Genomic DNA, 26,948 nt, shown 5'->3' with positions numbered 1-26,948 from the left:
GGTCCACGCGCCGGGAGTCTCGCGTCTCGGAGGGGAGGCTCGTCGGGCTTGCCCCGACGAGGGGAGGCCTGGCGACAGGCCTCCCGAGGAACTCAGTTGTTCGCGGTCTTGAGCGTGAAGGTCGACGCGGCGTAGCCGTGGACGCCGATCTGCAGCGTGCCGTTCGAGGTCGGCGTGTAGGCGATGGTCTCGGCGCCCGACGAGGTCCAGGCGCGCATCGTGTACGCGCTGGTGGTCGGCGCGGCGCCCATCATGATGTAGAGGTCGACGTCGTTGGGGGCGGTGGTGCGGATGACGATCTTCTTGCCGGCGATGACGTCCATCGTGAAGAGCTTCATCTCGCCCTGGGCGACCGAGCCCGAGGTGTCGAGGTGCGTGACGGCGGCGGGCGGCGGCTCGACCGGCGGGGCGCCGGTGCCCTCCTTGTAGGTGATCTTGAGCGCGAAGGTCGACGAGGCGGCGTAGCCGTTGACGCCGACGTAGATGACCGCGGGGCCGACGATCGAGCACTCCTCGTCGGTGCCGTTGCGGTAGGGGCGGCAGTCGTAGGTCGCGGCGGTGGGCGCGGCGTTCTTGCGGACGTACAGGTCGGCGTCGTTGTCGCCGGTCATGACCGCGGTGAACGTGGCGCCGGCGGCGACGTTGTACGGGCCGTAGTGCTTCCAGGCGCCCTTGGTGACCGTGCCGGCCTCGTCGACGACCTTGTCGCCACCGGTGGTCGGCGGGTTGCCATCGGCCATCGACAGGTCGTAGATGGTCTTGACGTTGGCGTAGGTGATCTTGCCGCCGGCGACCGACGAGCCGCGGACGCTGATGGGCAGCCACACGAAGTCGGGGTGGGCGCGCTTGGACTCGCCGAGCCACTCGCCGCCGATGATCTTGCCCGCGGCGTCGATCTCGAGGATGTAGTCGTAGCGATCGGTGTGGGTGTAGCGGTCGATCGTCGAGGCCAGGTTGCCGTCGGTCGAGGCGTTCGACTCCGAGATGTAGTCGACTTCGGTGTGGACCTTGAAGAACTTGACGGCCTTGTCGTTGAAGACGTAGGTCGAGGGGATGGCGCCGCCGCTGGTGATGCTGGCGGTGTAGGTGGCGGCGGTCTCGCTGTAGCCGAGCACCGCGACGAACGCCTGGGTGGCGCCGGCCGGGACGGTCAGGTTGCAGGTCTCGTTGGAGTCACCGCCGTAGGGGCGGCAGTCGTAGCTCGACGCGGTCGGCGCGCTGCCGAACTTGACGTACAGGTCGGCGTCGCCGGTGCCGGTCATCGCGACGGTGAAGTTCGAGCCGGCGGTCACCGGGAACGAGCCGAGCTGGGCCCACGCGCCCTTGGCGACCGAGCCGGTCTTCTCGGTGGTGGTGCCGCCCTGCGGGGTCACGCCGACGAGCTTGTTGGCCTCGAGCGCCGAGACCTCGGTCTGGGCGGTGACGCGGTAGGCGCGCAGCGGCTGGTTCCAGACCTCGTCGTCGTAGGTGCGGTCCTCGGCGAACGACGCGCCCTGCTTGCCGAGGTAGTTGGCGAGCAGGACGTGGTACGTGCCGGGGTTGGTGTCCTTGCAGCTGGCGTCGCCGCCCTGGGGCCGGCCGTAGTTGTCGAAGTTGATGCCGGGCGTGCCCTGCGCGTCGGTGTTGCAGCGGAGCGAGACGAACTTGGTGTTGGTGCTGTTGTGCACCAGGGTGAGCAGGGCCTTGATGTCCTGGACCTTCAGCTCGACGCCGTTGTAGGTGACGGCGTGCTTGGGCTCGGGCAGGAGGATCGCGGCCGGGGTCCAGGCGTGGCAGATGCCCCACCACGTCGGGATGCAGCGGCCGTTGGTCTGGCCTTCGCGGATGGCGCACGACTCGCCGATCTGGGCGTTGCACTGCGCGTCGGTGGTGCACGCGGTGCGCGACGACTGGGCGTCGATGCCGTGGTTCCGGGAGACGGCGTCCTCGACGCCGGTCACGCCGAACGCGCGGCCGTACTTCGCGGAGGGCGACTCGCTCGAGGCGCCGGCCCACTTGTGGTTGATGCTGTCCTGGTAGACCGGCCAGTAGTTGCCGGCCCACGGCACGTTGGTGGCCTGGCCGTTCATCGGCAGCTCGGCGAGCTTGTACTCGAGCGAGTCGCTGAACAGCGCGGGGTTGTCGGCGGAGCCCCAGGCCTCGGCCTTGCCGTCCGCGCCGCCCTTGACGTCGCTCTCGTCGGGCTTGCCATCATCGAAATCGGCGCACCCGGCCACGCCGATGAGGCAGCCGAGCGTGAAACGGAGGATCGTCTGGGTCTTCATGGGTGTTGCCAGTCCCAAGAGCACGGACCGTGCCGCCCTGGCGCAGTCGCGCGGTCCTCTGATCTCCGCACCTTGGTTGACGCGTGAAGTCGGAGGCGCCGGCGCGCGGCGTGGCCTGGCTTGTCGGCTAGCCGGGTGTACAGGCCCCGCCCGAAGCCGCCTCGGCAAGTAATTCCAGTTGGTTAAATGGCCTGGCGGGCCCTGTCGCGAGTGCCGGTCGATGCCGCGTGTTGCCAGTCACTTTGCCCGCGAGCCCACCTCCAGTCGGTATGCGCAAAGCCATGCTGGCCGTATCCCCCCTCCTGCTCCTGTTCACCATGGGCTCGACCGACTGCGACGCCTACTCGACGGTCACGGTCCCGGCCTCCGACCCGACCGCACCGGACACCTACGACGGGGTCTGGTGGGACGACACCTACGAGGAGCTGGTCAGCCAGGACGCCAACTTCACCTACCACCTGGGCGCGAACGCCTCGGTGATCGCGGTCGGCTCGGGCCTCGACCTGAACGGCGGCGTGAAGCGGGTCGACATGTACCCGGTGGTGACGCGGACCTGCTGTCTCGCGGGTGCGTGCACCACCGGCACGTTCATCAAGCCGACCATCACCGACAGCCAGGCCGGCTCGGTGGGCTCGTCCGTGTCCAACGGCGTCTGGGTCGGCGCCGAGGTGTCGCGGGCGGCGCAGGTGCCGTCGTGCCCGACCGGCTTCTCGCTGACGGCCTGGACCTACCGCTGGAACACCGTCGCGACCAACTTCTCGAACAAGTCGCGCACGTCGCCGACGCGCAAGATCGTCTACCCGTGATCCCTCACCAAGTTGGCGCCGACCGCGTCGCCGCGGTCGACGTCGACGTGGACCACGAGGCGATCGTCACGCGAACCGCGTGAAGTCGGGGCGGCGGCGGGCCATGAGCGCCATCGCCGCCTCGGCGGCCTCGTCGGACACGAGCCGGGCGCGGAACTCGGCCAGCTCGGCGGTCATCGCGGCGGCCAGCTCGTCGGCGGTGGCGCGGGCCAGGAGCGCCTTGGTCGCGCGGATCGCGCCGGGCGCCTTGGCGGCCAGCTCGGCGGCGACGGCCTGCGCGCGGGCCAGGGGATCGTCGGCGACCTCGCTGACCAGGCCCCAGGCGGCGGCGGTGGTGCCGTCGATCTCGCGGCCGAGGTAGATCAGCTCGTGGGCGCGGCGCGGCCCGATCATCCGCGGCAGCAGCACGGTCGAGCCGGCCTCGGGGCAGACGCCGAGGTCGACGAACGGCGTGCGGAAGCGCGCGGTCGGAGCGGCGTAGGCGAAGTCGCAGTGGAGCAGCAGCGTCGTGCCGATGCCGACCGCCCAGCCGTTGACCGCGGCCACCAGCGGCTTGGGGAACGCGATCAGCGCGCGCAGGAAGTCGCTGGCGGACAGATCGCCGCCGCCGGCCCGGACCCGGGCGAAGTCGCCGAGGTCGTTGCCCGCGGTGAACACCTCGCGGGTGCCGGTGAGGATCGCGACCCGCACCGTCGGCTCGGCGGCGGCGTTGGCGAGCGCGTCGGTGAGGCCGCGGTAGGTGGCGGCGTCGAGCGCGTTCTTCTTGGCGGGCCGATCGATCTGGATCGTGGCGACGCCGGCGGCGATGGTGGTGAGCACGGTGGCGGTGGGCATGCGCGGCCAGCGTACCCCGGGTTCGCGCGCGTGCTCGCTGCGGTGGTGCGACCGTGGGCGTCGATCCGGTCGCGGCGCGCCAGCGGACGTGCGGCGGTGCGACAGCCGGCGCCGATCCGGTCGCGGCGTGCCAGCGGCCGTGAGCGAGGCCCGGACCGCGTGCGCGCGGCCGCGTGATAGCGGTGGACCATGGGGATGTCACTCGGTCGTCAGGGTTCATCGCGCAGCGACATCAACGTCACGCCGCTGATCGACGTGGTGCTGGTGCTGCTGATCATCTTCCTGGTCACGATGCCGGTGCAGCTGCGGGTCACACCGCTGGAGATCCCGCCGCCAGCGCCGGCCGACGCGGTCGTGCCCGCGGCGCCGATCGTGGTGCGGGTCGCGGCCGATCTGTCGGTGACGATCGCCCAGGGCGAGCGCACCAGGGACGTCGGGCCCGGCGCGCTGCCGGCGGCGCTCCGGGCCAGCCTGGCCGACGCGGCCGGCCCGCCCCAGGTGTTCGTCGCGTTCGACGATCCGGTGCCGTGGCGGGAGGCGGTGGCGATCATGGACACGGTCCGCGGCCTGGCGGCGGATCCCGATCACAACGGCGTCACCGTGGCGCTCGCGACGCGGCCCGAGGGAGCCGGACCGGGCGAGTGAGCGCGTCACCGGCGCGGTGATTTTCCGCGCGGGCGACGTCACATCCAGCGGCGGCCGGCCTCTACGATGGAGACCTACCCGGAGCCGACATGTCGCTGACCTCTGCCCTGGATGACGACGACCGCACGCCCGACCGCCTCGACGACCGCGGGCTGGTGCCGCTCGACGAGGCCCGGTCGATCCTGGCCGCGAACCCCGCGGTCACCCGCGACAACCTCGACCAGGTCTGGGCCGCGCTGGTGAGCCTGGCCGACGGCGCCGAGCTGGCCGCCGCGGCGGCGCAGCTCGAGTGGCAGATGCCGCCGCGTGGGCGCGACAACATCGCGCTGGTCGAGCGCTACGGCGCGGGCGCGCTGGCGTGGCTGCGCACGCGGGTCGGCCACGGCGTGCTCATCAACCACCCGTGGTGCGTGCTGCCGTGCGTGATGGCGCTCGACGATCCCGGGGCGCTCGAGCTCTTGCTCGAGGTCGACGGCGTGATCGCCGATGGCGGCACGATGGTGGCGTGGGTGTTCGAGCGGCCGCCGGTGCCCGACGATCACGAGGCCCTCGCGGCGGCGGCGCTGGACCAGGTGCTGGCGTGGACCCGCACGCACCCCGACGTTGCCTACCCGGTGCTGGCGCGGCGTGCGCGCACCGTGCCCCGGGCGGCGGCGGCGCTCCGGGCGCTGGCGCTGCGGTCGCCGAGCGACGTCGGGGCGCGGCTGGCGGCGGCGGGCGCGCCCGAGCTGGTGGCCGAGCTGGACCTGGCCACGGGGCTGACCGCCGAGGCGGTGCTGGCCGAGCTCGAGGACGCCAGCGCGCGCTCGTGGCCCACGTTCCACGCCGGCGTCGACGGGCGGCTCGAGTACTTCGGCCAGCGGCTGATCGGCGTGCGCGCCCCCAGCGGCGACGGGTGGGCGGTGGTGATCGAGCGCATGCAGGGCTCGGACCCCGACATGTTCATGATCGCGCGCTACGCGTACGGGCCCTACGCCGAGGGTGGCTTCGCGTTCGATCACCGCGTCGACCTACCGTTCGAGCTCGAGTGCGACGAGGAGGACGCGCCGGTGTTCCGCGGCGCCGTGGCGCAGGGCCCGGCCGGCGAGCTGCGCATCGACGAGTCGGTGTTCGCGCGCCACGACCTGCGCCCGGGCTGGAACACCGAGTACGGCAGCTGGTCGGCGCGGACCATCGCGATCCGCGCGTACCTGGCCGAGCACCCGGACGCGTACTGGCCGCCGGTCGCCGACGCGCTGGCGGCGGCGGGCCTGCCCGACGGCGAGGTCGTGGTGGCGAGCCAGGCCTACGAGCACCCGTCGAGCCCCGGGCCCGACGGCGGCGAGCAGCCGTGGCACGTCGCGGTGTCCGACGCGCCGGCGATCCGCTCGCTGGTCCTTGCGCTGGTGGCGCGCGATCCGGCGCGGTTCGCGCCGGGGCCGTCGAACCTCGACTGGCGCGTGCACGCGCTGTGCGAGAGCGAGTTCGTCGACCCGTGGACCGAGCACCGCGTCGACACCGCGGCGGGCTACCTGCCGGCGGCGATGCAGGAGGCGGCGGTCGAGGTCGACGCGCGCGGCCTGATGCCGCTGGCGGAGGCGCGGGCGCTCGTGGCGACCGCGACGTCGCTGGCGCGGGGCGACGGGCGCTACGTCGGCGCGCGCTGGGTGTGGGATCACGATCGCGCGTGGGCGGCGCTGTTGTCGCTCGAGACCGCCGACGAGGCGGCGGCGGTGTTCGGGCGCCTCGACCTGGCGGCCGGGCCGCGCGCCGCGGCGGAGAACCGCGCGCTGGTCGAGCGCTACGGCGACGGCGCGCTGGCGCTGATCGCGGCGCGGGCCCGGCCCGACGGCGTGATCGCGGCGACCTCGCCGCTCGTGCGCGCGACGGTGCTGGCGGTGGCGTCGTCGGCTGGCTTCAAGTTCGTCTGGGACCTGGGCGGCTGGGACGAGCCCGGCGCCACCGGCACGCCCGACGCGCAGGCCACCGCCCTGTTCGGCGCCTGGGTCGGCGCGCACCCGGAGGTCGGGTTCGTCGAGCTGGGCCGGCTCGCGGCTGGCGGCGACGCGGCCGCCGCGTCGTTCCTGCAGACCTGGGCGACGCCGCAGGCGCGCAAGGTCTTCAGGTGGCTGGTGGCCGGCCTCGACGAGCAGCGGGCCCGCGCGCTGTACGCGCAGATCGGGCTGTCGGCCGAGCTGGTGCCGGCGCACGTGCTGGCGTGCCTCGACTACTGGGCGGCCCAGGCCGGCGACGCGTGGCCGCGGTTCGTCACCGGGGTTGGTCCGTCGCGTGAGTACCACGCGCTGCGGCTGATCGGCGCGCGGGTCGCGGGCGGCGACGACTGGATCGTGGTGCTCGAGCGCCTCGAGGGCTACGCCCACTACCTGAAGGTGCAGCGGTACGTCTACGCCGACGATCTGCCGTCGGGGATGCAGGCCGGGCACGCGCGCGCGCTCGCGGACGTGGCCAGCGGGCTGCACCAGCAGGTGACGCCGACCGACGCCGACGCCGCGCTGATCGAGGCGCCGGACTACTGGACCAGGATCGACGGCGCGCCGGCGCAGGTGGCGCTGGCGCGCGGGCTGATCGCGGCGGCGCCGGCGCGGGTCTGGGCCGACCCCGCCGAGGTGGTCGCGGCGCTGGGGCGGCCGGCCGAGGTGATCGTGGCGATGACCGCGTTCGCCCACACCGAGGGCACGCCGCTGCCGTCGCAGACGGCGTGCTTCCGGTCGCTGGCCGAGGCGATCGTCGCGCGCGATCCGGCGCGGTTCACGCCGGGCGACTCGAACCTGGCGCCGCTGGCGCACGTGGCGACCGCGGGCGAGGGGTAGCGTCCGTCCGCGCCGGCCCGATCTTCGCGGCGATCGCGCGGCGGGGCCGACCGCGGTACACCCGGGCGATGTCCCGCCCGCTCGCGCCGCTCGGCGTCGATCTCTCCGGTCAGGCGATCGTCGTCACCGGCGCCACCGCTGGCATCGGCCACGAGGCCGCGCTCGAGCTGGCCCGGCTCGGCGCCGCGGTCACCGTGGTCGGGCGCACGCGCGCCAAGGCCGAGGCCGCGATCGCGGCGCTGGCGGCGCGCGGCGCCGCGGTCGAGCGGCTCACGCCCGAGCACGCCGATCTCGGCCGGCTCGATGACGTGCGCGCCCTGGCCGACCGGCTGGCGGCGCGCTTGCCGCGCCTCGACGTGCTGCTCAACAACGCCGGCTGCTACCCGGGCGCGCGGGTGCTGACGCCCGCCGGCCTCGAGGAGAGCTGGGTCACGAACGTGCTGGCGTACGAGATCCTGACGACCCGGCTGCGCGACGCGGTGGTCGCGGCGCGCGGGCGCGTCGTCTACACCGCGTCGACGATGGCCGGCGATCTCGACGTCGACGATCTGGCGTGGACGCGCCGGGGCTGGAGCGGCATCAAGGCCTACCGCCAGAGCAAGCAGGCCAACCGCATGCTGGCGTGGGCGTGGGCGCGGCGGCTCGACGGGTCGGGCGCGACGATCAACGTCGCGCACCCCGGCGGCGTGCGCACCAACATCGCGCACCGCCAGCGCGGGCTGTGGGGCGTGCTCAACCGGCTGGCGTTCTTGACCCAGCGCAGCCCGCGCCGCGGCGCCGACACGCTGGTGTGGCTGGCCGGCGGCGCCGAGGTCGCCGGCACCAGCGCCGGCTTCTACAAGGACCGCCGCGCCATCCCGTGCCAGTGGCGCGACGACGTCGACGCGCAGGAGCGGCTGTGGGCGCTGTGCCAGGCGCAGCTCGCGGCCGCGTGAGCGCTCACCGACACAGCGCGCGCAGGTCGTCCTCGAAGGTCGGGAACTCGGCCCGGGCGTCGGCGATGATCGCGGCCGGATCGCGCGGATCGCCGAGCGTCGCCGCGAACGCCGCCAGGGCCGGCTGGGCCGCGCGCGCGGCCTCGGCGCCGTAGCTGGTCGCCTCGTAGGGACCGACGCCGGCGGCGAGCAGCCAGACGAAGTCGCGGACCGAGCCCGCGACCACGCCGAGCTCGCCCTCGGAGCCGAACATCACGACCGGCTGGGCCTCGAGCGGCTGCGCGGCGCGCGTCAGCCACAGCGCCGCGTAGCCGCCGCTGCCGTCCTGGCCGAACACCCGATACGCGGCGCCGTCGAGGTCGTCGTTGCCGGTCCACGCGCGGATCCACGCGCCCGTGTCCTCGGCTGACAGGAACTGGTCGTACGGCTCGAAGTCGATCCCGTCGCCGTCGGCGTAGTCGAACGGCAGCGCGGCGAGCGCGGCCAGCGTGGGCGGCAGCGTGCGATCGAAGGTCATGGCGTGAGCCTGCGCCCGGCCAGCGCCGGCGGCAACGGCTCACGCCATCTGCGCCAGATCCTCGAACGACAGGTAGTAGCTCTTGCGGAACGCCTCGAGCGTGGCCCCCGACGCGGCGGCGCGGTGGGTGACCAGGTTGCGGACCGCGGCCAGCGTGTGCAGGCGGTGGGCCAGGCGGATGACCTGATCGCCGCCCTTGGCCGGCAGCTTGAACAGGTTCTTGATGCCCGACGGGTGGTCGACGGCGAAGAACACCATCAGCCGCGCCCACTCGGTCACCGACAGCGGCGAGTCGAGGCGCTTGCGCTTGTGGTCCTGGAAGTCGCGCAGCGTGTTGGGCAGCGAGCGGGCCGGCACCTCGACCCGGGCGGTGCCGAGCTCGACCTGATCCTTCCAGCGCTCGCCGACGTAGCGCTGGTAGGTGCCCCAGGCCGCGCCGACCCGATCGACGTAGTCGAACAGCGCGCTCGGCTCGCGCTGCACGGTCGACAGCCGCGCGCCGAGCCAGGCGTGGACGTAGTTCTCGAGCACCTTCATCCACAGCACGATCGGCGGCGACTGATCGGCGTCGGCCAGGCTGCCGGTCGAGCGGTACAGCGCCTCGGCGGTGCGCACGCTCTTCACCAGCGTGTCGAAGCCCTTGAGCTTGATGAAGTGCTCGAACGACGGGAACGCGCCGACGATGGCCGCGTCGATGTCGCCGGGGTTGGCGGCGCCGCCGGCGCGGGCCTCGAGCAGCTCGAGCTTGGCCGCCAGGATCGGCTCGTAGGCCGGATCGTCGGGGCCGAGCTTGGCGAGCGCGGCGTCGAGCCGGGGCAAGAAGTGCGGCGCCTCGCCCGGCGCGATCGCCAGGTGCGCGGCGACATGGCCGCGGGCGGCGTCGTCGCCGTCGCCGGCGACGTAGGCGAGGACCTCCTCGAGGGCGCGCCGGCCGCCGAGGTCGATCAGCGCCCGGGCCGCGCGCTCGTGGATGGCCGGGTCGGCGTCCTGGAACGCGGCGATCAGCAGCGGCTCGGCGTCGCGGGCGCCCAGCCGGCCGAGCGCGGTGAACGCCTCGGCCCGGACCCGGGCCGACGGATCGCCGGCGAGCTTGGCGACCGCCGGCGGCGGCACCGCGCCGCGGGCCAGGCCGGCGATCCTCACGGCGGCCTCGCGCACGAGCGCGTCGGCGTGGCCGAGCAGGCTCTGCGCGCGCCCGGCCAGCGGCCCGAGGTCGAGCGGCGTCGACGCGTGGGTCGCGACGATCGACGACAGCGCCCGCAGCGCCGCCACGAGCACCCGGGGCCCGGCGGCGCCGTCGAGCTTGCGCGCCAGGTCGAGGGTGTCGGCGAAGGCGTCGGCGGCGCGCAGCTCGCCGAGCGCGACGAACACCGCGATCCGCTGATCGTCGTCGGTGTCGCCGCGCGCGGTCGCGATCAGCGCCGCGGTCAGCTCGGTCAGCGCCAGGTTGCCGGCGACGTACGCCGCGCGCCGCCGCACCAGCGGATCGGCGTCGGCCAGGAGCGCCTTGACCGCGTCGAGGGTCTGCTTGCGCTGGGGCCCGATCAGCTTGACCGGGCGGGCCGCGAGCTGCAGCGCCCACAGGAACGCGCCGCGCAGGGCCGGCGCCGGCGCGGTCGCCAGCGCGCCGATGCGCGTGAACAGCTCGGCCAGGTCGGCGAACGCGCCCATCGTCTGGGCCGCGGCCACGCGCACGGCCTCGGGCTGGGTCGCGTCGGTGATGAGCGCGGTCAGGGCCTCGCGCTCCCACGGCTGGTTGGCCTCGATCGCCAGGGCCGCGCGCGCGCGCACGACCTCGGACAGCGCGCTCGTGCCGACCAGCGCCAGCAGGTACTTCGTGACCTCGGGCTCGCGCAGCTCGGCCAGCACCTGGACCACGCCCTCGGCGTCGTCGCTGATCAGCACGTCGGCCTGCTCGAGCACGTCGGTCACCGGCAGCGTGCGCAGCCGGCGGGCCAGGGCCGCGCGCACCGCGCGATCGCGCTCGGTCAGCGGCACCAGGAACCGCTCGCCGGCGTCCTTCTGCTGCTCGGCCTTCCACGCGCGCGACGCGAAGCTGGCGGCGGTGCGCAGCTCGGCGTCGTCGTCGCGCGCCAGCCGGCGCAGCACCGGCAGCACCTCGTTCGACCCGAGCTCGGCCAGGTAGCGGACCGCGGCGATCGTCACCTCGGGCTCGAGCTCGGCGGCCAGGAGCGCGGCGGCGTCGGCGATCGCCAGCGGCGAGCGGATCTCGGTCAGCGCGGTCAGCGCGGCGCCGGCCTCGCGCGGATCGCCGTGGACCAGGGGCACCAGCCGCGCGGCGGCGCCGGTCGAGCCCATGCGGCCGAGCGCGGCGATCGCGGCGAGCCGCAGCGGCGCCGGGGCGTCGTCGACCAGGAGCTCGGCGACCGCCTCCTCGAGCGCCGCGAAGCCGAGGCCGCCGGCGGCGCTGGCGGCGGCGACGACGGTGTCGGGATCGGCGTCGGACAGGCGCCGGTGCACGTACGGCAGGAGCCAGGCGTTGCGGAAGCCGCGGCCCATCGCGACGATCAGCGCGCGGCGCTCGTCGGGCGCGTCGACCACGCGGGCCAGCTCGAGCAGGCCGAACGCGGCGCGCTCGGCCACCTCCCACGGCGCGCCGAACGCGCGCCCGGCCAGATCGCCGAGCAGCCCGTAGGCGTGGGTGCGTTGACCGCGGGTCGGCGCGCCGCGCGCGAGCTCGACGATCGCGGGCAGCGCCTCGTCGGGCGCGGTCGTGCCGGCTTCGAGCGCGCCGCGGAGCGCGCGCGCATCAGTGGCTGTCCCCATGCCGGCAGTATCACCCGCCGGCGGCGGTCGCGGTGGCGAGAGATCCCGCCAGCGCGTCGATGATCGCGGCCAGCGCGGCGGGGCGCTCGAGCGTCGGATCGTGGCCGCTGCCGTCGACGACGGTCGGCCCCAGGGCCGGGGCGCGGGCCGCCAGCTCGACCGCGCGCTGCCGGAACGTGCCGTCGTCGGCGCCGACCACCAGCCGCGCGCGCGCGGCCCGCGCCACCAGCGCGTCGGCCAGATCCGGCATCGCCCCGAGGCCGAGCACGTCGAGGGCGTCGGCCAGCGCGCGCGGATCGAGCGCGGCCCGGGCCGCGCGGCGGGCGGCGCGGACGTCGGCGTCGGCGCGGGCGGCGGTGGCGAAGATCGGCTGCGCCTCCCACGCGGCGAGGAACGCGGCCATGTCGCCGGCGCGCAGGCGCGCGGCCCAGGCGTCATCGGCGGCGCGGCGCGCGGCCCGGTCCTCGGCGCGCGCGAGCCCCGGTTGGCGCTGATCAGGATCGCGCCGGCGATCGCGTCCTGCGCCAGGAGGCCCAGCGCGACCCGCGCGCCCAGCGAGTAGCCGACCACGATCGCGGCGCGCGGGATCCGCTGCGCCAGCGCGGCCAGCGTCGCGTCCCAGTCCGCGGCCACCGGCCAGCGCGGGTCGTGGCCGGGCACGGCCAGCGCGCGCGCCGGTCGCGCCAGCGTCGCGACCACCGGGGCCCACGCGCTCGGCGGGTGCGCGAACCCGTGCAGCAGGATCAGCTCGGGCATCGTGCGCCACCTATATACTGCAACCGCGCGTGGGCGACTGGAGACACCAGGCCCCGGCAAGTGCGGCTGATCGATCTTCCAGTGGACTGGCGACCCCACTAGCCAACTTCAAGCAACACCTCGTAATTCCTGGCCAGACCACCTGGCAAACGGATTGCTTGATGGTCGGACCATGCGCCTTGTCCATCTCGCACCGTTGTTTGCCCTGGCCGTGGCCGCGTGTGCCGGAGAATCGCCGGTGATCGACTCGCTCGATCAAGCCAACGCGATCGACGACTACATCCGGACCCTGCCGTACCTCCCGGCCGACCCGCCGGGCGTGGTCGAGGGGGACACCACCAGCCCCGCCCGCGAGGGCGACTACCAGTGCGTGCGCCAGAACCTGACCGAGACCCGGCAGTTCGATCGCATCGTCGCGTACGCCGCCAACTCGGACTCGCTGTGGCCGGGGGCGATCGTCGCCGGCGAGTCGGTCTACTCGGGCCTGTTCGCGCAGATCGGGTTCGAGCGCAAGCCGCTGACCATCTCGATCGGGCTCGAGAACCTGAACGGCACCAAGAGCGCGGTGCTCGAGTCGCCCAGCCTGTCGAGCTACCGCGACGCGCTGACGACGATCCTCGACAGCGAGCTCGACGGCGCGACCCCCGCGAACATCTACTCCGAGATCGAGGAGGTCCACTCGGACGAGCAGCTGGCCCTGGCGCTGGGCGCCGAGGTGTCGTGGCTGGGCTCGGCCGGGCGGGTCAGCGCGTCGTTCGACTGGAGCTCGCAGCAGACCCGGAGCCGCTACCTGGTCAAGTACACCCAGGCCTACTACACGGTCGATCTCGACGCGCCGCCGCGGCCCAGCGCGTTCTTCGCCGACTCGGTCCAGCTCGGCGACGTCGAGGACCGCCTGAGCGAGGACAACCCGCCGCTCTACGTCGCGAGCATCACCTACGGGCGCATGGTCGTCTTCACGTTCGAGTCCGAGTACTCGGGCGAGGAGATGGAGGCCGCGCTCGACTTCGCGTACTCGGGCGGCGTCGACGTGTCGGGCGACGTCTCGGTCACGTACAAGGACATCATCTCGAAGTCAAAGATCACCGCGTTCATCCTGGGCGGCTCGGGCGGCGAGGCGGCGCGGACGATCGACAGCTACGAGGCGCTGATCGACTTCGTCAAGGCCGGCGGCAACTACTCCAAGGACTCGCCCGGCGCGCCGATCGCCTACAAGCTCAACTACCTGCGCGACAACTCGCCCGGGCGCATCTCGCTCACGACCGACTACGAGGTCAAGAACTGCGAGCGCGTCAGCCAGAAGGTCAAGGTCACGCTCAAGAGCATCCGCGTCGAGAGCGACGGCGGCGACGCCGGCAACGACCTCGAGCTCTACGGCCGCATCAGCGCCACCGGCGAGTCGACCGCGATGCTGTTCGACAAGGGCACCAGCAACTACGTGACGATCGGCGAGGGCCAGACCTGGCCCCAGGGCACGTTCGTGAGCGAGGCCATCCTCAACGTCAAGCCCCAGGGCGGCAACGCGATCTCGTTCGACCTCGACCTCTGGGACTACGATCCGATCGGCGCCAACGACTCGATGGGCCGCGAGACCGTGCGGGCCGCGTTCGAGGCCGGCTGGCGCCGCGACGTCACCGCGATCCTCACCGGCGACAGCGCCCGGGTCGTGGTCACGTTCGGGCTGCAGCCCATCTGAGCTGGCGCGGGCTCGTGGCGTGCGCCGCGTTCGTGCTGGAGCCGACGGGCGCTCGTCGCCGACGCCCCGCGCGGCGCGCCACGTCGGCGTCATGACGTCACAGCGGGACCAGCTTCCAGTAGGCCCACTCGCCGAAGCGGGTCGTGAGGTAGTCGGGCTGGACCAGGTCGGCGGTGAGGCGCTGGTACGGGAACGCGCGCGACAGGAAGATGACCTCGTCCTCGAGGTAGATCGGCGCGCCGGCGACGCGGTACGACGGCAGCCGCAGCTCCCAGTCCTGGCCGCTGTGGCCGACGGTGTAGTAGTAGAGGAAGTGATTGCCCGACCACGCGCCGAGCGTGTTGTACGTGCCGACCGAGGCCTCGGTGGTGACGAGCTGGACGATGTCGTTGTTGCCGACCGGCGCGCCGTTGGTCTTGGTGGCGGAGGTCAGCTGCAGCTTGATCGCGCCCTCGGCGGCCAGCGACGGGAACCAGTTGGCGAGCCGGTTCGCCTGGGTGGCGGGGCCGACGTAGAGATCGCCCGGCGGCGGATCGGGCGGCTCGACCCCGGGCCCCTGGTAGGGCCACTTGTTGCCGATGTACTTCAGCTTGAACGTGGCGCCGTAGGTCAGCGCGGTGGCGTTGGGCGCGCGGCGCGGCGGCGCGCCGAACTTGATGCCGACCTGGGCGTCGGTGGGATCGCGCTGCTGCCCGCCGATGACGGTGTCGAAGGTCGGGGCCGCCGCGGTGCGCTGGCCCAGGTTCCACTTGCTCGGGTCGATCTTCTGCCACTTCAGGATGGTCGCGATCACCGAGGTGTGATCGAACGGTGTCGCGGTGCCGGAGCGGAACACGGTGCTCTTGGCGATCCACGGTGACACGGCGATCGCCGGCACCCGCACCCCGTAGTAGTTGAAGCGGAAGCCGAACTGGGTCTGGGTCTGCGGGTCGAGGTCGTTGTTCTGGTAGTTGCTCGGCGCCTTGTCCTGCGACGACGCGATCGCGGCCGGCGGGGGCACGTGATCGTAGGTGCCGCCGTTCTCGTCGAACGTGATCAGCAGCAGGGTCTTGCCCCATTTGGGGCCGGTGGCGAGCGCGTTGTAGACCTTGAGGACGAAGTCCTCGCCCTTGGTCGTGTCGCTGACCGGGTGGTAGTCGTTGCCGTTGCTCTGGGGCTCGCCCTTGAGCGGCTTGCTCGTGAGCTGTTCGCCGCCGCCCCACTCGGGCTCGAGGATGCTGATCGCCGGCAGCGTGCCGAGCGCGCACCGGTCGTAGAAGTTGTCGAGCTTGGCGAAGCGCGCGTCGTAGCGATCGTCGAGCAGCTTCGGGAACATGATCCGGACGTACTGGTTCTCGCCGTAGGCGGTCGGCGGCCAGTTGGCCTGCCAGAACAGCATCCAGCTGTCGCCCTTGCCGTTCTCCTCGAGCACGTCGAAGATGGTGCGGGTGTCGGCCGGGAGCTGATCCGACGCGAGCTTGCCGCCGAGCGCCTTGCTGCCGGCGGTGCGGCGCGGATAGAAGCCGTTCTTGACCATGCCGCGCGCGGTGCCGGCCAGGAGGAACGCGCGGTTGGTGTTGGTCTGACTCGGGACCGAGCAGAACCACTGGTCGGACACCCCGTAGTGCTTGGCCAGCCCGTTGAGCACCGGCAGCTGCTCCGGGGCGTACGTGTCCATGATCTCCGAGATCTGCTCGGCGCTGCCGTAGTTGTGGAAGTGCGTCGAGTAGTCGAGCACGTAGCCCTGCTGATCGATCTTGGCCGGGCTGAAGTCGATGATCTGCTCGTAGGGCTGCGTGAACAGATCGGCGAGGATGTTCTTGTAGCTCTCGTGCGGGTTGTGCAGCGGCGAGCTCGGCGTCCGGGCGCCGCGGACCGGCGGGTAGATGCCCGTGGTCACCAGCACCTCGCCCTCGTCCTGGACGTCGTACATCTTGTTGGCGAGCGCGTCGAGATCGGCGCCGGCCAGGCCGACGTACGCCGGCTGGTTGGGCCCGAGCGGCGGGATGTTGACCGCCGGGGCGTCGTCCTCGTACAGCCACCCGAGGACGTGATCGAAGCCCCGGTTCTCGAGCATCAGCACGACGACGTGATCGATGTTGTCCATGGAACCTCCGGCCTGACCGTCGTTCGACGCGCGCTGGGCCCAGGCGCCGGCGACGCCGGCGACACCCTGCCAGGCGGCGTGGTCGAGCGCGTCGAGCGACGGCTGCGGCTGCGTGATCGTGATGGGGATCGTCGCCGGCTGGGCGCCGTCGGCGGTGAGGGTGAACGTGAACGTGCCGGTGTAGCCGCCCTGGACGGCCTGCGGATTCTTGGTCGTGAGCGTGATGGTCGTGGCCACGGGGGCTCCTCCAGCGGGCGCGCGGGCGGCCGCGTCCCGGCTCATCAGGACCTGCAAGAGGGCGAGCGTCTTGCGCGAGGGCATGGGGGCTCGATGCGGAAGATCCGCGGTTCACATCTGACCGATCCCGGCGCGGTCACGCCATGGTCATCTGGATGACCGTGGCGTCGGCGTGCCCGCGGCGATGCGGCGCTCGATCGCGGCCAGCCGGCGCGCGATCAGCTGCTCGGTGGCGTGGATCCGCGCGCCGGTCGCGCGGGCCGCGGCCTTGAGGGCCTCGGGCGTCGGCAGGGGCGTGGTCGTCGTCGGGGGCGTCGTCGACGACGGGGTGATCGTCGGGGGCGTGATCGTCGGGGGCGTGATCGTCGGGGGCGTGATCGTCGGGGGCGGGGTGGTCGTCGGGGGCGTGATCGTCGGGGGCGTGATCGTCGGGGGCGTGGTCGTCGGGAGCTGGTACTCGGGGACCGGCACCGTCGGGATCGTGATGGCCGGTGGCGTGAGCTCGGGCACGACGATCGACGGCAGCGAGTAGTCTGGCGACCGTGGCGGCGGCGCCTCGTCGTCGGGGCCGGTGGTCATGACGGGCCCATCATGAACGGGCCGACCGGGGACGTCGGCGTGGCCCGGGGGGTGAGCACGTCCAGCAGCAGCTGGGCCAGCGCGCGCGCGTAGCGCACGTGGTCCTCGTTGGCGCGGCGGCCGATGTGCTCGCGCGCGAACCCGGCGTTGATCGAGCGGACCAGCTGCGAGCTGACCCAGGGCAGCTGGTGGTTCTCGGTCTTGTTGCCGAGCGCGCACAGCGCGGCGTCGAGCTGGAACCAGCGGACGTTGTTGTACGCGAGCGACCCGGTGCGGCCCTCGCCGATGGCGAGGTTGATCGCGTCGGCCTCGACGCCGGTCGGGTTGGTGACCTGGAAGAACGTGTCGACGCTGTCGGCGCACAGGGGGGACAGCGCGCTCGGGTCGAGCTTCACGCCCAGGTCGCCGAGCTCGCGCACCGCGGCGTCGATCGGCTGCTCGCCGCTGCGCACCAGGCCGCCGGGCAGGACGTACTGCACCGCGCTGCGGCCGATCGTGACGAACTGGTAGCGGCCGTGGGGCGGCAGGTAGATGTTCTTCTGGCCCAGCAGCACCTCGGCGGGCGAGCCGGGGCTGCGGCGGACGACGGCGGCGTAGGCGTGCATGGATCCTCCTACGCGCCGCCGCCGGTCCCGCCGGGCGCGGGCGGCGCGCCGCCAGCCGCGGGGGTCGCGTCGGTCGGCGGGGGCGGGGGCGGCGGCACGGTCGCGCCGGGCTGGAAGTAGCCCATCACCTGGGCCGCCGCGTTGCCGACCTGGACGAAGGCCTGGCTGGCGGTGGTCAGGTTGGTGGTGACGGTCGTGAACGCCTTGACCCAGTTCGGGTCGGCGCCCTCGGTCTGGACGATCTTCTCGGTGATCACCGCGAGCGCGGCGGTGGTCAGCGTCCCGAGCTGCCGCATCAACGAGGCCGCGTCCTGGACGACCATCGCCGACGCCTGCGACACCGCCTCGTAGGCGAGGCCGGGCCCGAGGAAGACGCCGGTCGTCTTCGACGGGGCGGCGGCGGTCGGCGCGGGCGCCGCCTTGACCGGGAGGTTGGTGGACACGGGCATCGCGGGCTCCTGCGGGCATCGAGGTGGGGCGCGCCGCCTCGGGCCGGTCGTCCGGGCGGGACGGCGGCCGGGGCGACGCCGGCGATCACGGCTTCGACAGGAGCGCCATGATCTTCGCGGTCGCGACCGCGGTGATGGCCTCGCCGATCTGGTTGATGTTGTGCTGCGAGGTCACGGCGTTCTGCATCCCCTGCGCGAACGCCTGCGCCTCGGCCTGGAAGAACATGCCGAGCGCGACCGAGGCCGACTGGCCGACAGTGGCGGTCACCGTCTGGGTGATCGCGTCGGTGATCTGGGGGTTGACAGCGTCGGCCATCGGCGTGCTCCTGGCGGCAGAACGAGCGGCGGATCAACGAGCGGTCGGGGCGCGCGCGCCGGTCACGGGTACGGCGGCTTGGTCGCGCGGAGGATCTCGGCGATCCCGACCGACTCGGCCGCGGTGTCGACGCCATACATCAGCGCGACGCCCTGGGTGGTGACCGCCTGCAGGACGGTGTTGGCGTTCTGGCCTGCGGCGGTCGCGTTGTGCGCGGCGTTGCCGAGCGCGTTCGCGGTGGCCTGCAACAGGTTGCCCATCGCGCTGCCGGGCGCGCTGCCCAGGATCTGCACGTTGGTCTGGGTGACGGCGTCGGTGATCTGCGAGTTCACAATGTCGGCCATGACGGCTCCTGTCGCGGGTTGGGACGAGCGGGCGGTTCAGGACGAGCGGACGCTCACTTCTTGCCGGCGGCGAGGATCTCGGCGATGCCGACCGACGTCGACGCCGTGTCGACGCCGTAGAGCAGCGCGACGCCCTGGGTGGTCGTCGCCTGCAGGATCGTGTTGGCGTTCTGCTGCGCGGTCGTGGCGTTGTGGGCCGCGTTCGCGAGCGCCTGGGCGGTCGCCTGGTACAGCGCGCCCATGGCCATGCCCGGCGCGTCGCCGAGGATCTTCACGTTGGTCTGGGTGACGGCGTCGGTGATCTGGGGGTTGACGATGTCGGCCACGGTAGTTCCCTTTCTCGGAGGTTGTCAGCGCAGTGGAGGCGGCGCGCGGCGCGCGCCCAAGGTGGTTGTCGCTGATCGCCGCGCGATCGATCCATGGTCATTTCGTCGACGGGCGAACGATCGTGGTGACCAGATCGCTGAGCTGCGCGGGGCGGTCGCCGGCGAGCACGACGCTGCCGTCGACGGCGCCGAGCACCGGCGCGGCCGCGGGGAAGTCGGTCGCGTTGATCGTGCCGTCGGTGTACTGCCACAGCACGACCTGCTCGATCGGCCAGCCGGCGGCGGGCACGGGGTGCGCGGTGTACGACGGGTTCCACAGGTACGCGGCGCCCATCTGCGACCGGATGCCGAGGTCGCGCATGGCGCCGCGGCCGTAGAGCAACACCCGCTGGCCGGTGGCCCGGATGACCGCGGCGATGAACGCGCTGGTGGTGTCCTCGACCTGCTGCGCGCTCGCGTGGAAGTTCGGGCCGCGCTCGCCGCCGCGCTCGACGTCGACGATCGGGATCAGGTCGCCGACGTCCCAGCCGCCGCCGGCGTCGATGGTGCGCAGGTAGTAGTCGGCCTGGTCTTGCACGCGCGCGGCGTCGAAGATGAGGTAGTGGTACGCGCCGCGGAAGAAGCTCTGGCCGTAGCGCGCGCCCGCGGCGGCGCGGACCTGGGGCCAGGTCGCCTTGAACCACGCGTCGCTGCGCACGCTCCACGGCGCGGCCGAGCCCCAGGCCTCGCTGGCCTTGAGGATCGCGCCGACATAGCGCGGGTCCGCGACCAGCCCGGCCCAGTCCGAGGCGTCGCCGTGGAGGAAGTGGGTGTCGTGGTAGACGTCCACGATCAAGAGCTCGGTCATCGGCCTTCTCCGAGGGCGGCGATCGGCAGCGCCTGCACCAGCTCGGCGCGTGACGCGAGGTTGAGCTTGGTCATCGCGCGGCGCAGGTAGGTCGCGATCGTCGAGGTCGTCAGGCCGAGCTCGAACGCGGCGACCTTGTTCGAGTGCCCTTGCACGGCCAGCGCGAGCACCTGGCGCTCGCGCGCGGTGAGCGCCGCGCGCGGATCGGCGGTGGCGCGCTTGCGCGCGACCACGAACCAGCGGTCGTCCTGCTCGAACGAGTCGAGCAGGGCCCAGCCGCCGTCGACCAGGCCGCGCCACACCGCGCGCACCAGCTCGGCGGCCTCGGCCGTCGGCGGGACCTCGTGATCGAGCATCGCCGCCAGGCGGCGCAGGTCGGGCACGAGCCGGCGGTCGTGGTGATCGGGCGGCTCGTCGAGGTCGATCGCGAGGGTGCGCTCGATGCGGATGGACCGGACCTGCTGGGTCATGGGGGGCGCCTCGCGATCATGGGCCGAACAGGGTGACGAGGACGTCGCCGCCCTCGACGGTGGTGGCGCCGCGCGGCGCGCGCGGCAGGACGATCCCGCGGAAGCTGGTGGGCCCGCCGGCGAGTCGGACCACGCGCACGCGCACGCACCCGGCGGCGGCTCGGCCGATCACGTCGAGGTCGACGCCGGCCGGCGTCGGCGCCACCTGCACCAGCGGTCCGCCGGCCATGTCGGCGAGCAGCAGCGGCACCAGCGCGCCGGCCGACAGCGACGCCGAGCGGCCGGCCAGCGCGACCAGCGTGTCGCGGGCGGCGCCGTCGCGGATCGGCGTGACCTCGCCGTCGACCGTGGCGGCCATGCGGGTCCCGAGGCTCTGGATCTCGGCGCGGGCCCAGTCGGCGAGCGCGGCCTTGAACGCCTGGCGCGGGCGGTCGCTGCGGTAGGGCTCACGCGGCGTCGCGTCGGCGGTGCGATCGAGCGCGACGCCGACCAGCGCGTCGAGGTCGGCGTCGTCGGGGCTGCGCCACGGGTTGCGGCCGAGCTCGGTGAGCGCGCGCCAGCTCGGCAGCCAGGCCGGGGTCGCCACGACCTCAGGCGCGCAGGCCGCGGCCACCGCGGCCGTCGCCGGGCCGATCGCCAGCAGCTGCGCGCCCTCGAGCCACACGTACGTGCGTGGCCCGCGACCGTCGAGCAGCGCGCGATCGATCCGCGGCGCGCCGACGGTGACGCCGGGCACGCCCTTGACCAGCGCCCGCAGCGCCGCGACCTGTATCGGCGGCGGCGGCGGGCACGCGCCGGCGGGCGCCGGGGACGGTGGCGAGGTGGCCGGGGTGATCGCGCCGCGCGCCGGTGTGGCCGGCGTGATCGCGCCGCGCGCCGGCGTGGCCGGCGTGATCGCGCCGCGCGCCGGCGTGGCCGGCGTGGGCGTGCGCCCGAGGTCGGCCTCGAGCGCCGCCGCCAGCGCGTGCACGCGGTGCTCGACCGCGCTCAGGAACGACGGCGCGCCGGGCGCGGCCGCCACGAGCTCGCGCAGGTGGGCCTCGAGCGCCGTCACCGCGACGACCTCGCCGCGGGCGGCCAGCTCGCGGGCCAGCTGCTCGGCCAGCGGCTTCAGATCGGAGGCGGCGACGCGCGCGATGAGCTCTGCCAGCATGGGTCCTCGGTCAGCGCTTGACGCTCAGCAGCGTCGCGACCGCCACCACGGTGCTGGCGCCGAGCACGGTCGCGTGGTTGGCCTGGAACGTGGTTGCGTTGTGGGCCGCGAGCCCGAGGCTGCTGCTGAGCGCGATCATCTGTTCGGCCAGCGCGACGCCCGGCGCGACGCCGACCACGGCGACGGTGACGTCGGCGTCGTGGCCGCCGTGGCGGTGCGGTCGGCGCGGCGCGTCGTCCGGCGGCGGCGGCGGCGGGCCCGCGACGAGCTCGGCCGTGACCGTCTCGGTCAGGAGCACCTTGCGCGCCATGGCTCAGCTCCTCACGGGTAGCCGGACTTGTTCCGCGCGCTGAGGATCTCGGTGATGCCGACCGACTCGGCCGCGGTGTCGACGCCGTAGAGCAGCGCGACGCCCTGGGTGGTCGAGGCCTGGAGCACGGTGTTGGCGTTCTGGCCGGCGGTCGTGGCGTTGTGGGCTGCGTTGGCGAGCGCCTGAGCGCTGGCCTGGAACAAGGTCCCCATCGCCATGCCGGGCGCGTCGCCCAGGATCTTGACGTTGGCCTGCGTGACGGCGTCCGTGATCTGCGGATTGACGATGTCAGCCATCTCTCACCTCGTGGTCGTTGGAGTGGGTTACTTGAGCGCGAGGATCCGGGCGATCCCCGCGGCGGTGGCGCTGGTGTCGAGCCCGTAGAGCAGCGCGACGCCCTGGGTCGTCGTCGCCTGCAAGATCGTGTTGGCCTGCTGCTGCATCACCGTGGCGTTGTGCGCGGCGTTGGCGAGCGCTTGCGCGGTCGCCTGGTAGAGGAGCCCCATCGCCATCGCGGGCGCGTCGCCCAGGATCTTGACGTTCGTCTGGGTGACCGCGTCGGTGATCTGGGGATTGACGATGTCGGCCATCGGCTAGCTATGCGCGGCGCGGGCGTGATCGTTCCATAGTCAATTCGTCGACCATGACGATCAGCCGTCGCGCACGAGCACGAGCAGCTCGGCGCGCGACATCACGTTGAGCTTCTGGAACAGCGCCGCGATCTGGTTCGCGACCGTGCGTTCGGACGTGCCGCGCCGCTGCGCGATGCGCCGGTTCGATTCGCCGCGCACGAGCCCCGCGACGATGTCGCGCTCGGCGATCGTCAGCTCGTGCGCGAGCGCGCGGCCGCGGGCGGGCGCGCTGACCACGGCCACGAGCTCGCCGTGGACCTCGAGCGTCCACGCGCGCAGCTCGAGCCCCGTCTCGGTTCGGTCGATCTTCGACATGCAGCTCCTGACTTCGCCACTGTTCACGCCGCGTCCATCATCGGGAATAGTCATTTGACCTACAAGATTTTCTGGGACCGGCTCATACGTAAATGGGGCCGAATGATCGGACCCAAATACATGAAAACACCTGTTCTGGGTGATCGGGGTGAGCCGTTGACGGCGCTATCGATGGCAGTTCGCACGGACCCTCGGTGCCGTCACCCCGCCGCGGTGGGCGAGCGCGCGCATACCGCGCGCGCGTCGCTCGACCCGACGTACGATGCGCGGGTGTCCGACGTGTCGAGCTGGGAGCCGCTGCCGCTGCGGGTCGCGTCGGCGGCGCCGGAGGCGGTGCCGGCGCTCTTGGCGTGGGCGGCCGACGGCGGCGCCGCGTTCGAGCCGATCGAGCTCCGCGTCGACGCCGCCGGGAACCGCAGCGTGTACGCGCGCCGGGCGGTCGCCGCGGGGGCGCCGCTGGTGGTCGTGCCGCGACGGCTGATGATCACCGACGTCGACCTCGGCGGCGACGAGGCGGTCGCCGCGGTGCGCGGGTTCGACGCGATGATGCACTCGCGCCACAGCCCGATGGCGCTGTGGCTGGCGCGGGCGCGCGCCGTCGGCGCGGGACCCTGGACGACGTACCTCGACGCGCTGCCGCAGGCGTCGCCGTGGGTGCCGGCGTTCCGGCCGGCGTCGGCCCTGGCGCCGCTGGCCGGGACCTTCGCGCTCGACGTGGTGCGGGAGGTGGCGGCCGGCTATCGCGACGACCACGACCTGGCGACCACCCTGGTCGCCGAGCTGGCCGACCTGCCGCTGGCCGAGTTCGCGTGGGGCCGCGCGATCGCGGCCAGCCGGTGCTTCCGGATCGCCAGCGCCGACGGCGGCGCGCGCGCGCTGGTCCCGGTCGCCGACATGTTCGATCACGGGCGCGTCGACGCGACCTGGGCGTACGACGATAGCGCTGGCGCGTTCACGGTCCGCGCCGCGCGCGCGCTCGACGCCGGGCAGGAGATCCAGATCTCCTATGGCGCCCACGACAACGCGAAGTTCGTCGCGTCGTACGGCTTCGCGGTCGACGGCAACCCCGAGGACGAGGTCGCGCTCGACCTGACCACCGCGACCGGCGTGGCCAGCGCGCCGGTCGGGACGATCTACGATCATCGCTTCCACCGCGCGTTCGAGCTGGCGCGGATCTGGCCCGACGGGCCCGACGCCGAGGCCGCCCGGACCCGGCTGGCCGCGGCCGCGATGGCGCGCCGCGCGGCGATCGCGCTGGCGTCGACGCCGGCCGACGTCGATCCGGCCTGGGCGCGGACCTGCGCGGTGGTCCGGGCCGGCGAGTGCGCGATCCTCGACGCGGTCGTCACGTTCGTCACCGGCCTGACCGCGGCCGACGATGCCCGCGCGCCCGCGGCCTGGCGCGACGTCGCCGCGGCGATCCCGTCCACGGCGGTCGGGGTCGACCGCCTGCGCCGCAGCTACGCGCTGGTCGCGGCCGGCGAGCTCCCGTGAGGTCGCATCGATCGGCGCGGTCGAGGCATCGGTAACGCATCGGCGAGCTCGACGCGATCGCGCACGCGCTCGGCGGCCGGGGGGGGGGTCGCGGGCCGTACCGATGACGGCTGGGGTCGGGCAGACCCAGCGTCGCTGGGCGCGTGGGTCGTCGCGCACCCGATCGCCCGCGCCGGCGCGACACGATCGCGGTTGCGTCGGTGGCCCGCATCGTGCTCACTCGCGGTGCGCGCGCCTGAGGATGCTCCTCGCGCGCGCTCTCCTCACGCGACCAGGACAACGACCATGGGATTCTTCGACAAGCTCAAGGGGGCCGTGCACGCCGTCACCGGCGGCGCCGCCACCGTAGAGATCCAGTACGCCGAGAAGGTGAACGCCGGCGCGGCGGTGCCGGTGCGGGTCACCGTCACGTCGAAGGGCGCCGAGATCAAGAGCAAGGGCGTGTTCGTCGACTTCGAGGGCGTCGAGCGCATCTCGATCCCCAAGAAGGAGGAGCAGAAGTTCTCCGAGGACTACCACCGCTCGGTGTCGCACTCGACGCAGGAGTTCCAGCTGTGCGGCGAGTTCGTGCTCGGCGCCGGCGAGACCAAGACCTTCGAGGGCTCGATCAACCTGCCGTCGACGCTGCAGCCGACCTTCGAGGGCCGCTGGTCCAAGAACCTCTACCAGGTGCGCGGCCGGCTCGAGGCCAAGGGCAACGATCCCGACTCGGGCTACAAGCCGATGCGGGTCGTGGTCCCGGCCTGATCCGCGCCGGAGTCAACGCGTCCCGCGCGGGCGAACCGGCGCCGGCGTGGCGTCGCGCGGGCCGCGCCTGTGGCACGCTCGGGCGATGTCGACCCGCAAGCCCCGGGCGCGGACCGAGCGCCGCGCCGCTGATCGCGCGGCCCAGGCCGATGTCCGCGCGCGCGAGCGGATCGCGCGCCTCGAGCCAGGCGGCGCGCGCGAGTGGCCGATCGTGGTGCCGTCCGCGGTCGTGATCGAGGGCCGGGCCGCGGCGACGCTGTGCGGGCACTGCGCCGGGCCGCTCAAGGTGATCGACCACGATCTGGCGGTGATCGACGACGCCCGGCGCCGCCAGGTGCGCGCGCGCTGTCAGCGCTGCAGCCGCGACCGCACGCTCTGGTTCGAGATCGTGGCGCCGGCGGAGAACTGATCTGACCGGCCGAGACGCGCTCGGCGCACCATTGTCGCACCCGATCCTCACGCAGCCGCGCTACGCTCGGACGCCGGAGGCTTCGATGAAGATGGCGATCGTCGTGGGGGGCTTGATGGCGCTGCTGGTGGCGGCGGCGCCCGCGCACGCCGATCCGGAGGTCGGCACCGCGCTGGTCGAGTTCGGCGCCGGCGGGCTCCGGGTCGGCGGGGTGGTCATGGTCAAGGGCGCGATCGGCGGCGCCACGCTCGACCGTTCGCAGGATCTGATCTGGTTCACCCAGAAGAAGACCTTGTTCGTGCTCGATCTGCGCGCCGCCACGCCGCGGCCGGTCGCGATCGCCAAGAACATGCCGACCGGCGCGTTCTCGGTGAGCGGGTTCTCCGGCGCCACGTACGGCGCCGACCAGGCCGGGGTGTATCCGCGCCTCGAGGTCGACAAGCTCGCGATCGACACGGCGACCGGGCCGGTGGTCGGTCACTTCCCCACGATCGACGCCCGCGCGCGCAAGGCGGCCAGGGCGATCAAGGTGGTCGGCGCCAGCTGGCTCAAGGCGCAGCGCGCCCGACCTCGCCGGGAGACCGATCTCTACTGGCAGACCACGCGCTCCGACTACTACCAGCGGTCGGAGGCGCCCAGCGGCGACGAGCCGTGCACCAGCGGCGAGCTGGACTGCGGCGCCACCGCGTCGTTCGGACTGCAGGACGCGATCAAGCTGGTGGTCGCGACGTCGACCTGCGACAAGGTCGGCTGCCAGGCCCGGTGCTTGCTCCGCCTCGGCGACCAGCGGTGGGCGGTGCCGACCACGACCGCGGCCTGGCAGACGACGGTGCCGAGCGAGGCCGGCCCTTGCTTTGGCTTCGCGCTCGGTCCCCACAACCGCTACGTCGTCGGCGATGCCCGCTGCACGGTCGCGGTCGCCGGCGTCACCTGTGAGACCGATCTCGGCTGGACCGCCGCGGCGTGGATCGACCTGCCGGTGGGCTACGCGCGCCCGCAGAACGAGATCGATCAGGTCTACGGGCCCCTCACCGACATCGACCGTGCAAGTCCGCGGTTGGGGCTGCCGGCGTTCTCCGAGGATGGCGCCAAGGTGGTGCTGCCGGGCGTGCGCCAGGATCCTGGCCAGGGCGCCGCCACCACGTTCGTCATCACCGACCGCGGCAGCGTCGATGACGCGTGGCTGCAGACCCTCGGCCACGATGCGGACGCCGCGATGAACGGCGAGTTCACCACCGAGGCCTGGCTCCGGCAGCGCACCTTCAGGCCGATGCCGTCGTGGACCTTCGGGACCCCTGCGCCGCGGACGGTGATCACCGACTGGGGGACGTTCACCCTCGCGCTCACCGCGAGCGCCGTGACCGTGACGCTGACCTCCGCGGGCACCGAGCTCGGCAAGCAGTCCTGGGCGATCCGGGCCGGCACCAAGCTCCACCGGGTCGCGATCGCGCCCGGTGATCCTGCCTTCGTCTATGTCCAGCTCGACGTCCCGAACGGCAAGGAGTTCGACACCCAGTGGGTCGTGATGCCGTTGGCGGCGCCCGTCGAGCCCTGATCGGGACGCGGCGCGGGTCGCCGC

The 26,948-nt window shown here is 73.3% G+C and carries 28 protein-coding genes; 9 read left to right on the top strand and 19 right to left on the bottom strand.

Features of this window, described 5'->3' with window-relative positions; all coding sequences use genetic code 11:
* Positions 1-92: 92 nt before the first annotated feature.
* A complete protein-coding gene (locus IPL61_33940; protein ID MBK9036192.1) occupies positions 93-2,264 on the bottom strand; it encodes a pre-peptidase C-terminal domain-containing protein in 2,172 nt (723 codons plus the stop codon).
* Between the two features lie 281 nt (positions 2,265-2,545).
* On the opposite strand from IPL61_33940, the gene IPL61_33935 reads away from it, so the two are divergent.
* Entirely contained in the window at positions 2,546-3,070 is a 525-nt protein-coding gene (locus IPL61_33935; GenBank protein ID MBK9036191.1) for a hypothetical protein, read from the top strand.
* 66 nt (positions 3,071-3,136) lie between these two features.
* Here the strand turns inward: IPL61_33935 and IPL61_33930 are convergent, their stop codons facing one another.
* Entirely contained in the window at positions 3,137-3,904 is a 768-nt protein-coding gene (locus IPL61_33930) for an enoyl-CoA hydratase/isomerase family protein (protein MBK9036190.1), read from the bottom strand.
* Positions 3,905-4,093: 189 nt separating this feature from the next.
* Between IPL61_33930 and IPL61_33925 the strand changes: the two genes are divergently transcribed.
* The 3 genes from IPL61_33925 (at position 4,094) to IPL61_33915 (ending at position 8,294) form a co-directional block, all read left to right on the top strand.
* A complete protein-coding gene (locus tag IPL61_33925) occupies positions 4,094-4,549 on the top strand; it encodes a biopolymer transporter ExbD (GenBank protein MBK9036189.1) in 456 nt (151 codons plus the stop codon).
* Between the two features lie 89 nt (positions 4,550-4,638).
* Positions 4,639-7,359 (top strand): hypothetical protein, encoded by a 2,721-nt coding sequence (locus IPL61_33920; GenBank protein MBK9036188.1) that lies wholly within the window; start codon positions 4,639-4,641, stop codon positions 7,357-7,359.
* Positions 7,360-7,427: 68 nt separating this feature from the next.
* Entirely contained in the window at positions 7,428-8,294 is an 867-nt protein-coding gene (locus tag IPL61_33915; protein MBK9036187.1) for an SDR family NAD(P)-dependent oxidoreductase, read from the top strand.
* A gap of 4 nt (positions 8,295-8,298) precedes the next feature.
* Here the strand turns inward: IPL61_33915 and IPL61_33910 are convergent, their stop codons facing one another.
* From IPL61_33910 to IPL61_33900, 3 genes are read right to left on the bottom strand one after another with little or no spacing between them, the layout of a single operon-like run.
* A complete protein-coding gene (locus IPL61_33910; protein ID MBK9036186.1) occupies positions 8,299-8,811 on the bottom strand; it encodes an SMI1/KNR4 family protein in 513 nt (170 codons plus the stop codon).
* Positions 8,812-8,850: 39 nt separating this feature from the next.
* A complete protein-coding gene (locus tag IPL61_33905; protein ID MBK9036185.1) occupies positions 8,851-11,598 on the bottom strand; it encodes a HEAT repeat domain-containing protein in 2,748 nt (915 codons plus the stop codon).
* Positions 11,599-11,608: 10 nt separating this feature from the next.
* The gene (locus IPL61_33900) at positions 11,609-12,001 is read right to left on the bottom strand and encodes a hypothetical protein (protein MBK9036184.1); all 393 of its coding nucleotides are present in this window, start codon (positions 11,999-12,001) and stop codon (positions 11,609-11,611) included.
* Positions 12,002-12,592: 591 nt separating this feature from the next.
* Between IPL61_33900 and IPL61_33895 the strand changes: the two genes are divergently transcribed.
* A complete protein-coding gene (locus IPL61_33895; GenBank protein MBK9036183.1) occupies positions 12,593-14,050 on the top strand; it encodes a thiol-activated cytolysin family protein in 1,458 nt (485 codons plus the stop codon).
* A 97-nt stretch (positions 14,051-14,147) separates the two neighbouring features.
* Here IPL61_33895 and IPL61_33890 read toward each other — a convergent pair whose 3' ends face one another.
* The 14 genes from IPL61_33890 to IPL61_33825 all read right to left on the bottom strand — a co-directional run bounded on the left by IPL61_33890 (position 14,148) and on the right by IPL61_33825 (position 22,719).
* Complete coding sequence (locus IPL61_33890; GenBank protein ID MBK9036182.1) at positions 14,148-16,373, bottom strand: hypothetical protein; 2,226 nt, start codon at positions 16,371-16,373, stop codon at positions 14,148-14,150.
* 147 nt (positions 16,374-16,520) lie between these two features.
* Positions 16,521-16,952 (bottom strand): hypothetical protein, encoded by a 432-nt coding sequence (locus IPL61_33885; protein ID MBK9036181.1) that lies wholly within the window; start codon positions 16,950-16,952, stop codon positions 16,521-16,523.
* Positions 16,949-17,557 (bottom strand): NUDIX hydrolase, encoded by a 609-nt coding sequence (locus IPL61_33880; protein ID MBK9036180.1) that lies wholly within the window; start codon positions 17,555-17,557, stop codon positions 16,949-16,951. The genes IPL61_33885 and IPL61_33880 overlap by 4 nt, the downstream gene beginning before the upstream one ends.
* An 8-nt stretch (positions 17,558-17,565) precedes the next feature.
* Complete coding sequence (locus tag IPL61_33875) at positions 17,566-18,006, bottom strand: hypothetical protein (GenBank protein ID MBK9036179.1); 441 nt, start codon at positions 18,004-18,006, stop codon at positions 17,566-17,568.
* An 85-nt stretch (positions 18,007-18,091) separates the two neighbouring features.
* The gene (locus IPL61_33870; GenBank protein ID MBK9036178.1) at positions 18,092-18,322 is read right to left on the bottom strand and encodes a RebB family R body protein; all 231 of its coding nucleotides are present in this window, start codon (positions 18,320-18,322) and stop codon (positions 18,092-18,094) included.
* 62 nt (positions 18,323-18,384) lie between these two features.
* Positions 18,385-18,666: a RebB family R body protein gene (locus tag IPL61_33865; GenBank protein MBK9036177.1), complete on the bottom strand. Its 282-nt coding sequence runs from the start codon at positions 18,664-18,666 to the stop codon at positions 18,385-18,387.
* A 53-nt stretch (positions 18,667-18,719) separates the two neighbouring features.
* Complete coding sequence (locus IPL61_33860; GenBank protein MBK9036176.1) at positions 18,720-18,992, bottom strand: RebB family R body protein; 273 nt, start codon at positions 18,990-18,992, stop codon at positions 18,720-18,722.
* Positions 18,993-19,089: 97 nt separating this feature from the next.
* Positions 19,090-19,839: a hypothetical protein gene (locus IPL61_33855; GenBank protein ID MBK9036175.1), complete on the bottom strand. Its 750-nt coding sequence runs from the start codon at positions 19,837-19,839 to the stop codon at positions 19,090-19,092.
* Positions 19,836-20,309, bottom strand: a complete 474-nt coding sequence (locus IPL61_33850; protein MBK9036174.1) for a helix-turn-helix transcriptional regulator — start codon at positions 20,307-20,309, stop codon at positions 19,836-19,838. Before IPL61_33850 ends, IPL61_33855 begins: the two co-directional genes overlap by 4 nt.
* 16 nt (positions 20,310-20,325) lie before the next feature.
* On the bottom strand, positions 20,326-21,462 hold the full coding sequence (locus IPL61_33845) for a hypothetical protein (GenBank protein ID MBK9036173.1): 1,137 nt from the start codon (positions 21,460-21,462) through the stop codon (positions 20,326-20,328).
* A gap of 10 nt (positions 21,463-21,472) precedes the next feature.
* Positions 21,473-21,772, bottom strand: a complete 300-nt coding sequence (locus tag IPL61_33840; GenBank protein MBK9036172.1) for a RebB family R body protein — start codon at positions 21,770-21,772, stop codon at positions 21,473-21,475.
* 11 nt (positions 21,773-21,783) lie between these two features.
* Positions 21,784-22,068 carry a RebB family R body protein gene (locus tag IPL61_33835; GenBank protein MBK9036171.1) on the bottom strand — a complete coding sequence of 95 codons (285 nt, stop codon included), beginning with the start codon at positions 22,066-22,068 and terminating at the stop codon, positions 21,784-21,786.
* 27 nt (positions 22,069-22,095) lie between these two features.
* Positions 22,096-22,362: a RebB family R body protein gene (locus IPL61_33830; protein ID MBK9036170.1), complete on the bottom strand. Its 267-nt coding sequence runs from the start codon at positions 22,360-22,362 to the stop codon at positions 22,096-22,098.
* 60 nt (positions 22,363-22,422) lie between these two features.
* Positions 22,423-22,719, bottom strand: a complete 297-nt coding sequence (locus tag IPL61_33825) for a response regulator transcription factor (GenBank protein MBK9036169.1) — start codon at positions 22,717-22,719, stop codon at positions 22,423-22,425.
* A 270-nt stretch (positions 22,720-22,989) separates the two neighbouring features.
* Here IPL61_33825 and IPL61_33820 point away from each other — a divergent pair, with 270 nt between their 5' ends.
* The 4 genes from IPL61_33820 (at position 22,990) to IPL61_33805 (ending at position 26,924) form a co-directional block, all read left to right on the top strand.
* Complete coding sequence (locus tag IPL61_33820; GenBank protein MBK9036168.1) at positions 22,990-24,213, top strand: SET domain-containing protein; 1,224 nt, start codon at positions 22,990-22,992, stop codon at positions 24,211-24,213.
* Positions 24,214-24,498: 285 nt separating this feature from the next.
* Entirely contained in the window at positions 24,499-24,960 is a 462-nt protein-coding gene (locus IPL61_33815) for a hypothetical protein (protein ID MBK9036167.1), read from the top strand.
* A gap of 85 nt (positions 24,961-25,045) precedes the next feature.
* Positions 25,046-25,369, top strand: coding sequence for a hypothetical protein (locus IPL61_33810; GenBank protein ID MBK9036166.1), 324 nt, complete (start codon positions 25,046-25,048; stop codon positions 25,367-25,369).
* A gap of 85 nt (positions 25,370-25,454) precedes the next feature.
* A complete protein-coding gene (locus tag IPL61_33805; protein ID MBK9036165.1) occupies positions 25,455-26,924 on the top strand; it encodes a hypothetical protein in 1,470 nt (489 codons plus the stop codon).
* Positions 26,925-26,948: the final 24 nt, after the last annotated feature.

Source organism: Myxococcales bacterium (assembly GCA_016717005.1).
Classification (GTDB): domain Bacteria; phylum Myxococcota_A; class Polyangia; order Haliangiales; family Haliangiaceae; genus UBA2376.
This window is presented reverse-complemented; position numbering and strand designations above follow the sequence as displayed.

Excerpts from the sequence above, each read along its gene's own strand:
- IPL61_33940 (MBK9036192.1), bottom strand. The coding sequence starts at position 2,264 with ATGAAGACCCAGACGATCCTCCGTTTCACGCTCGGCTGCCTCATCGGC.
- IPL61_33935 (MBK9036191.1), top strand. The coding sequence starts at position 2,546 with ATGCTGGCCGTATCCCCCCTCCTGCTCCTGTTCACCATGGGCTCGACC.
- IPL61_33930 (MBK9036190.1), bottom strand. The coding sequence starts at position 3,904 with ATGCCCACCGCCACCGTGCTCACCACCATCGCCGCCGGCGTCGCCACG.
- IPL61_33925 (MBK9036189.1), top strand. The coding sequence starts at position 4,094 with ATGGGGATGTCACTCGGTCGTCAGGGTTCATCGCGCAGCGACATCAAC.
- IPL61_33920 (MBK9036188.1), top strand. The coding sequence starts at position 4,639 with ATGTCGCTGACCTCTGCCCTGGATGACGACGACCGCACGCCCGACCGC.
- IPL61_33915 (MBK9036187.1), top strand. The coding sequence starts at position 7,428 with ATGTCCCGCCCGCTCGCGCCGCTCGGCGTCGATCTCTCCGGTCAGGCG.
- IPL61_33910 (MBK9036186.1), bottom strand. The coding sequence starts at position 8,811 with ATGACCTTCGATCGCACGCTGCCGCCCACGCTGGCCGCGCTCGCCGCG.
- IPL61_33905 (MBK9036185.1), bottom strand. The coding sequence starts at position 11,598 with ATGGGGACAGCCACTGATGCGCGCGCGCTCCGCGGCGCGCTCGAAGCC.
- IPL61_33900 (MBK9036184.1), bottom strand. The coding sequence starts at position 12,001 with ATGGCCGCGTTCCTCGCCGCGTGGGAGGCGCAGCCGATCTTCGCCACC.
- IPL61_33885 (MBK9036181.1), bottom strand. The coding sequence starts at position 16,952 with ATGACCACCGGCCCCGACGACGAGGCGCCGCCGCCACGGTCGCCAGAC.
- IPL61_33880 (MBK9036180.1), bottom strand. The coding sequence starts at position 17,557 with ATGCACGCCTACGCCGCCGTCGTCCGCCGCAGCCCCGGCTCGCCCGCC.
- IPL61_33875 (MBK9036179.1), bottom strand. The coding sequence starts at position 18,006 with ATGCCCGTGTCCACCAACCTCCCGGTCAAGGCGGCGCCCGCGCCGACC.
- IPL61_33870 (MBK9036178.1), bottom strand. The coding sequence starts at position 18,322 with ATGGCCGACGCTGTCAACCCCCAGATCACCGACGCGATCACCCAGACG.
- IPL61_33865 (MBK9036177.1), bottom strand. The coding sequence starts at position 18,666 with ATGGCCGACATTGTGAACTCGCAGATCACCGACGCCGTCACCCAGACC.
- IPL61_33855 (MBK9036175.1), bottom strand. The coding sequence starts at position 19,839 with ATGACCGAGCTCTTGATCGTGGACGTCTACCACGACACCCACTTCCTC.
- IPL61_33850 (MBK9036174.1), bottom strand. The coding sequence starts at position 20,309 with ATGACCCAGCAGGTCCGGTCCATCCGCATCGAGCGCACCCTCGCGATC.
- IPL61_33845 (MBK9036173.1), bottom strand. The coding sequence starts at position 21,462 with ATGCTGGCAGAGCTCATCGCGCGCGTCGCCGCCTCCGATCTGAAGCCG.
- IPL61_33840 (MBK9036172.1), bottom strand. The coding sequence starts at position 21,772 with ATGGCGCGCAAGGTGCTCCTGACCGAGACGGTCACGGCCGAGCTCGTC.
- IPL61_33835 (MBK9036171.1), bottom strand. The coding sequence starts at position 22,068 with ATGGCTGACATCGTCAATCCGCAGATCACGGACGCCGTCACGCAGGCC.
- IPL61_33830 (MBK9036170.1), bottom strand. The coding sequence starts at position 22,362 with ATGGCCGACATCGTCAATCCCCAGATCACCGACGCGGTCACCCAGACG.
- IPL61_33825 (MBK9036169.1), bottom strand. The coding sequence starts at position 22,719 with ATGTCGAAGATCGACCGAACCGAGACGGGGCTCGAGCTGCGCGCGTGG.
- IPL61_33815 (MBK9036167.1), top strand. The coding sequence starts at position 24,499 with ATGGGATTCTTCGACAAGCTCAAGGGGGCCGTGCACGCCGTCACCGGC.
- IPL61_33810 (MBK9036166.1), top strand. The coding sequence starts at position 25,046 with ATGTCGACCCGCAAGCCCCGGGCGCGGACCGAGCGCCGCGCCGCTGAT.
- IPL61_33805 (MBK9036165.1), top strand. The coding sequence starts at position 25,455 with ATGAAGATGGCGATCGTCGTGGGGGGCTTGATGGCGCTGCTGGTGGCG.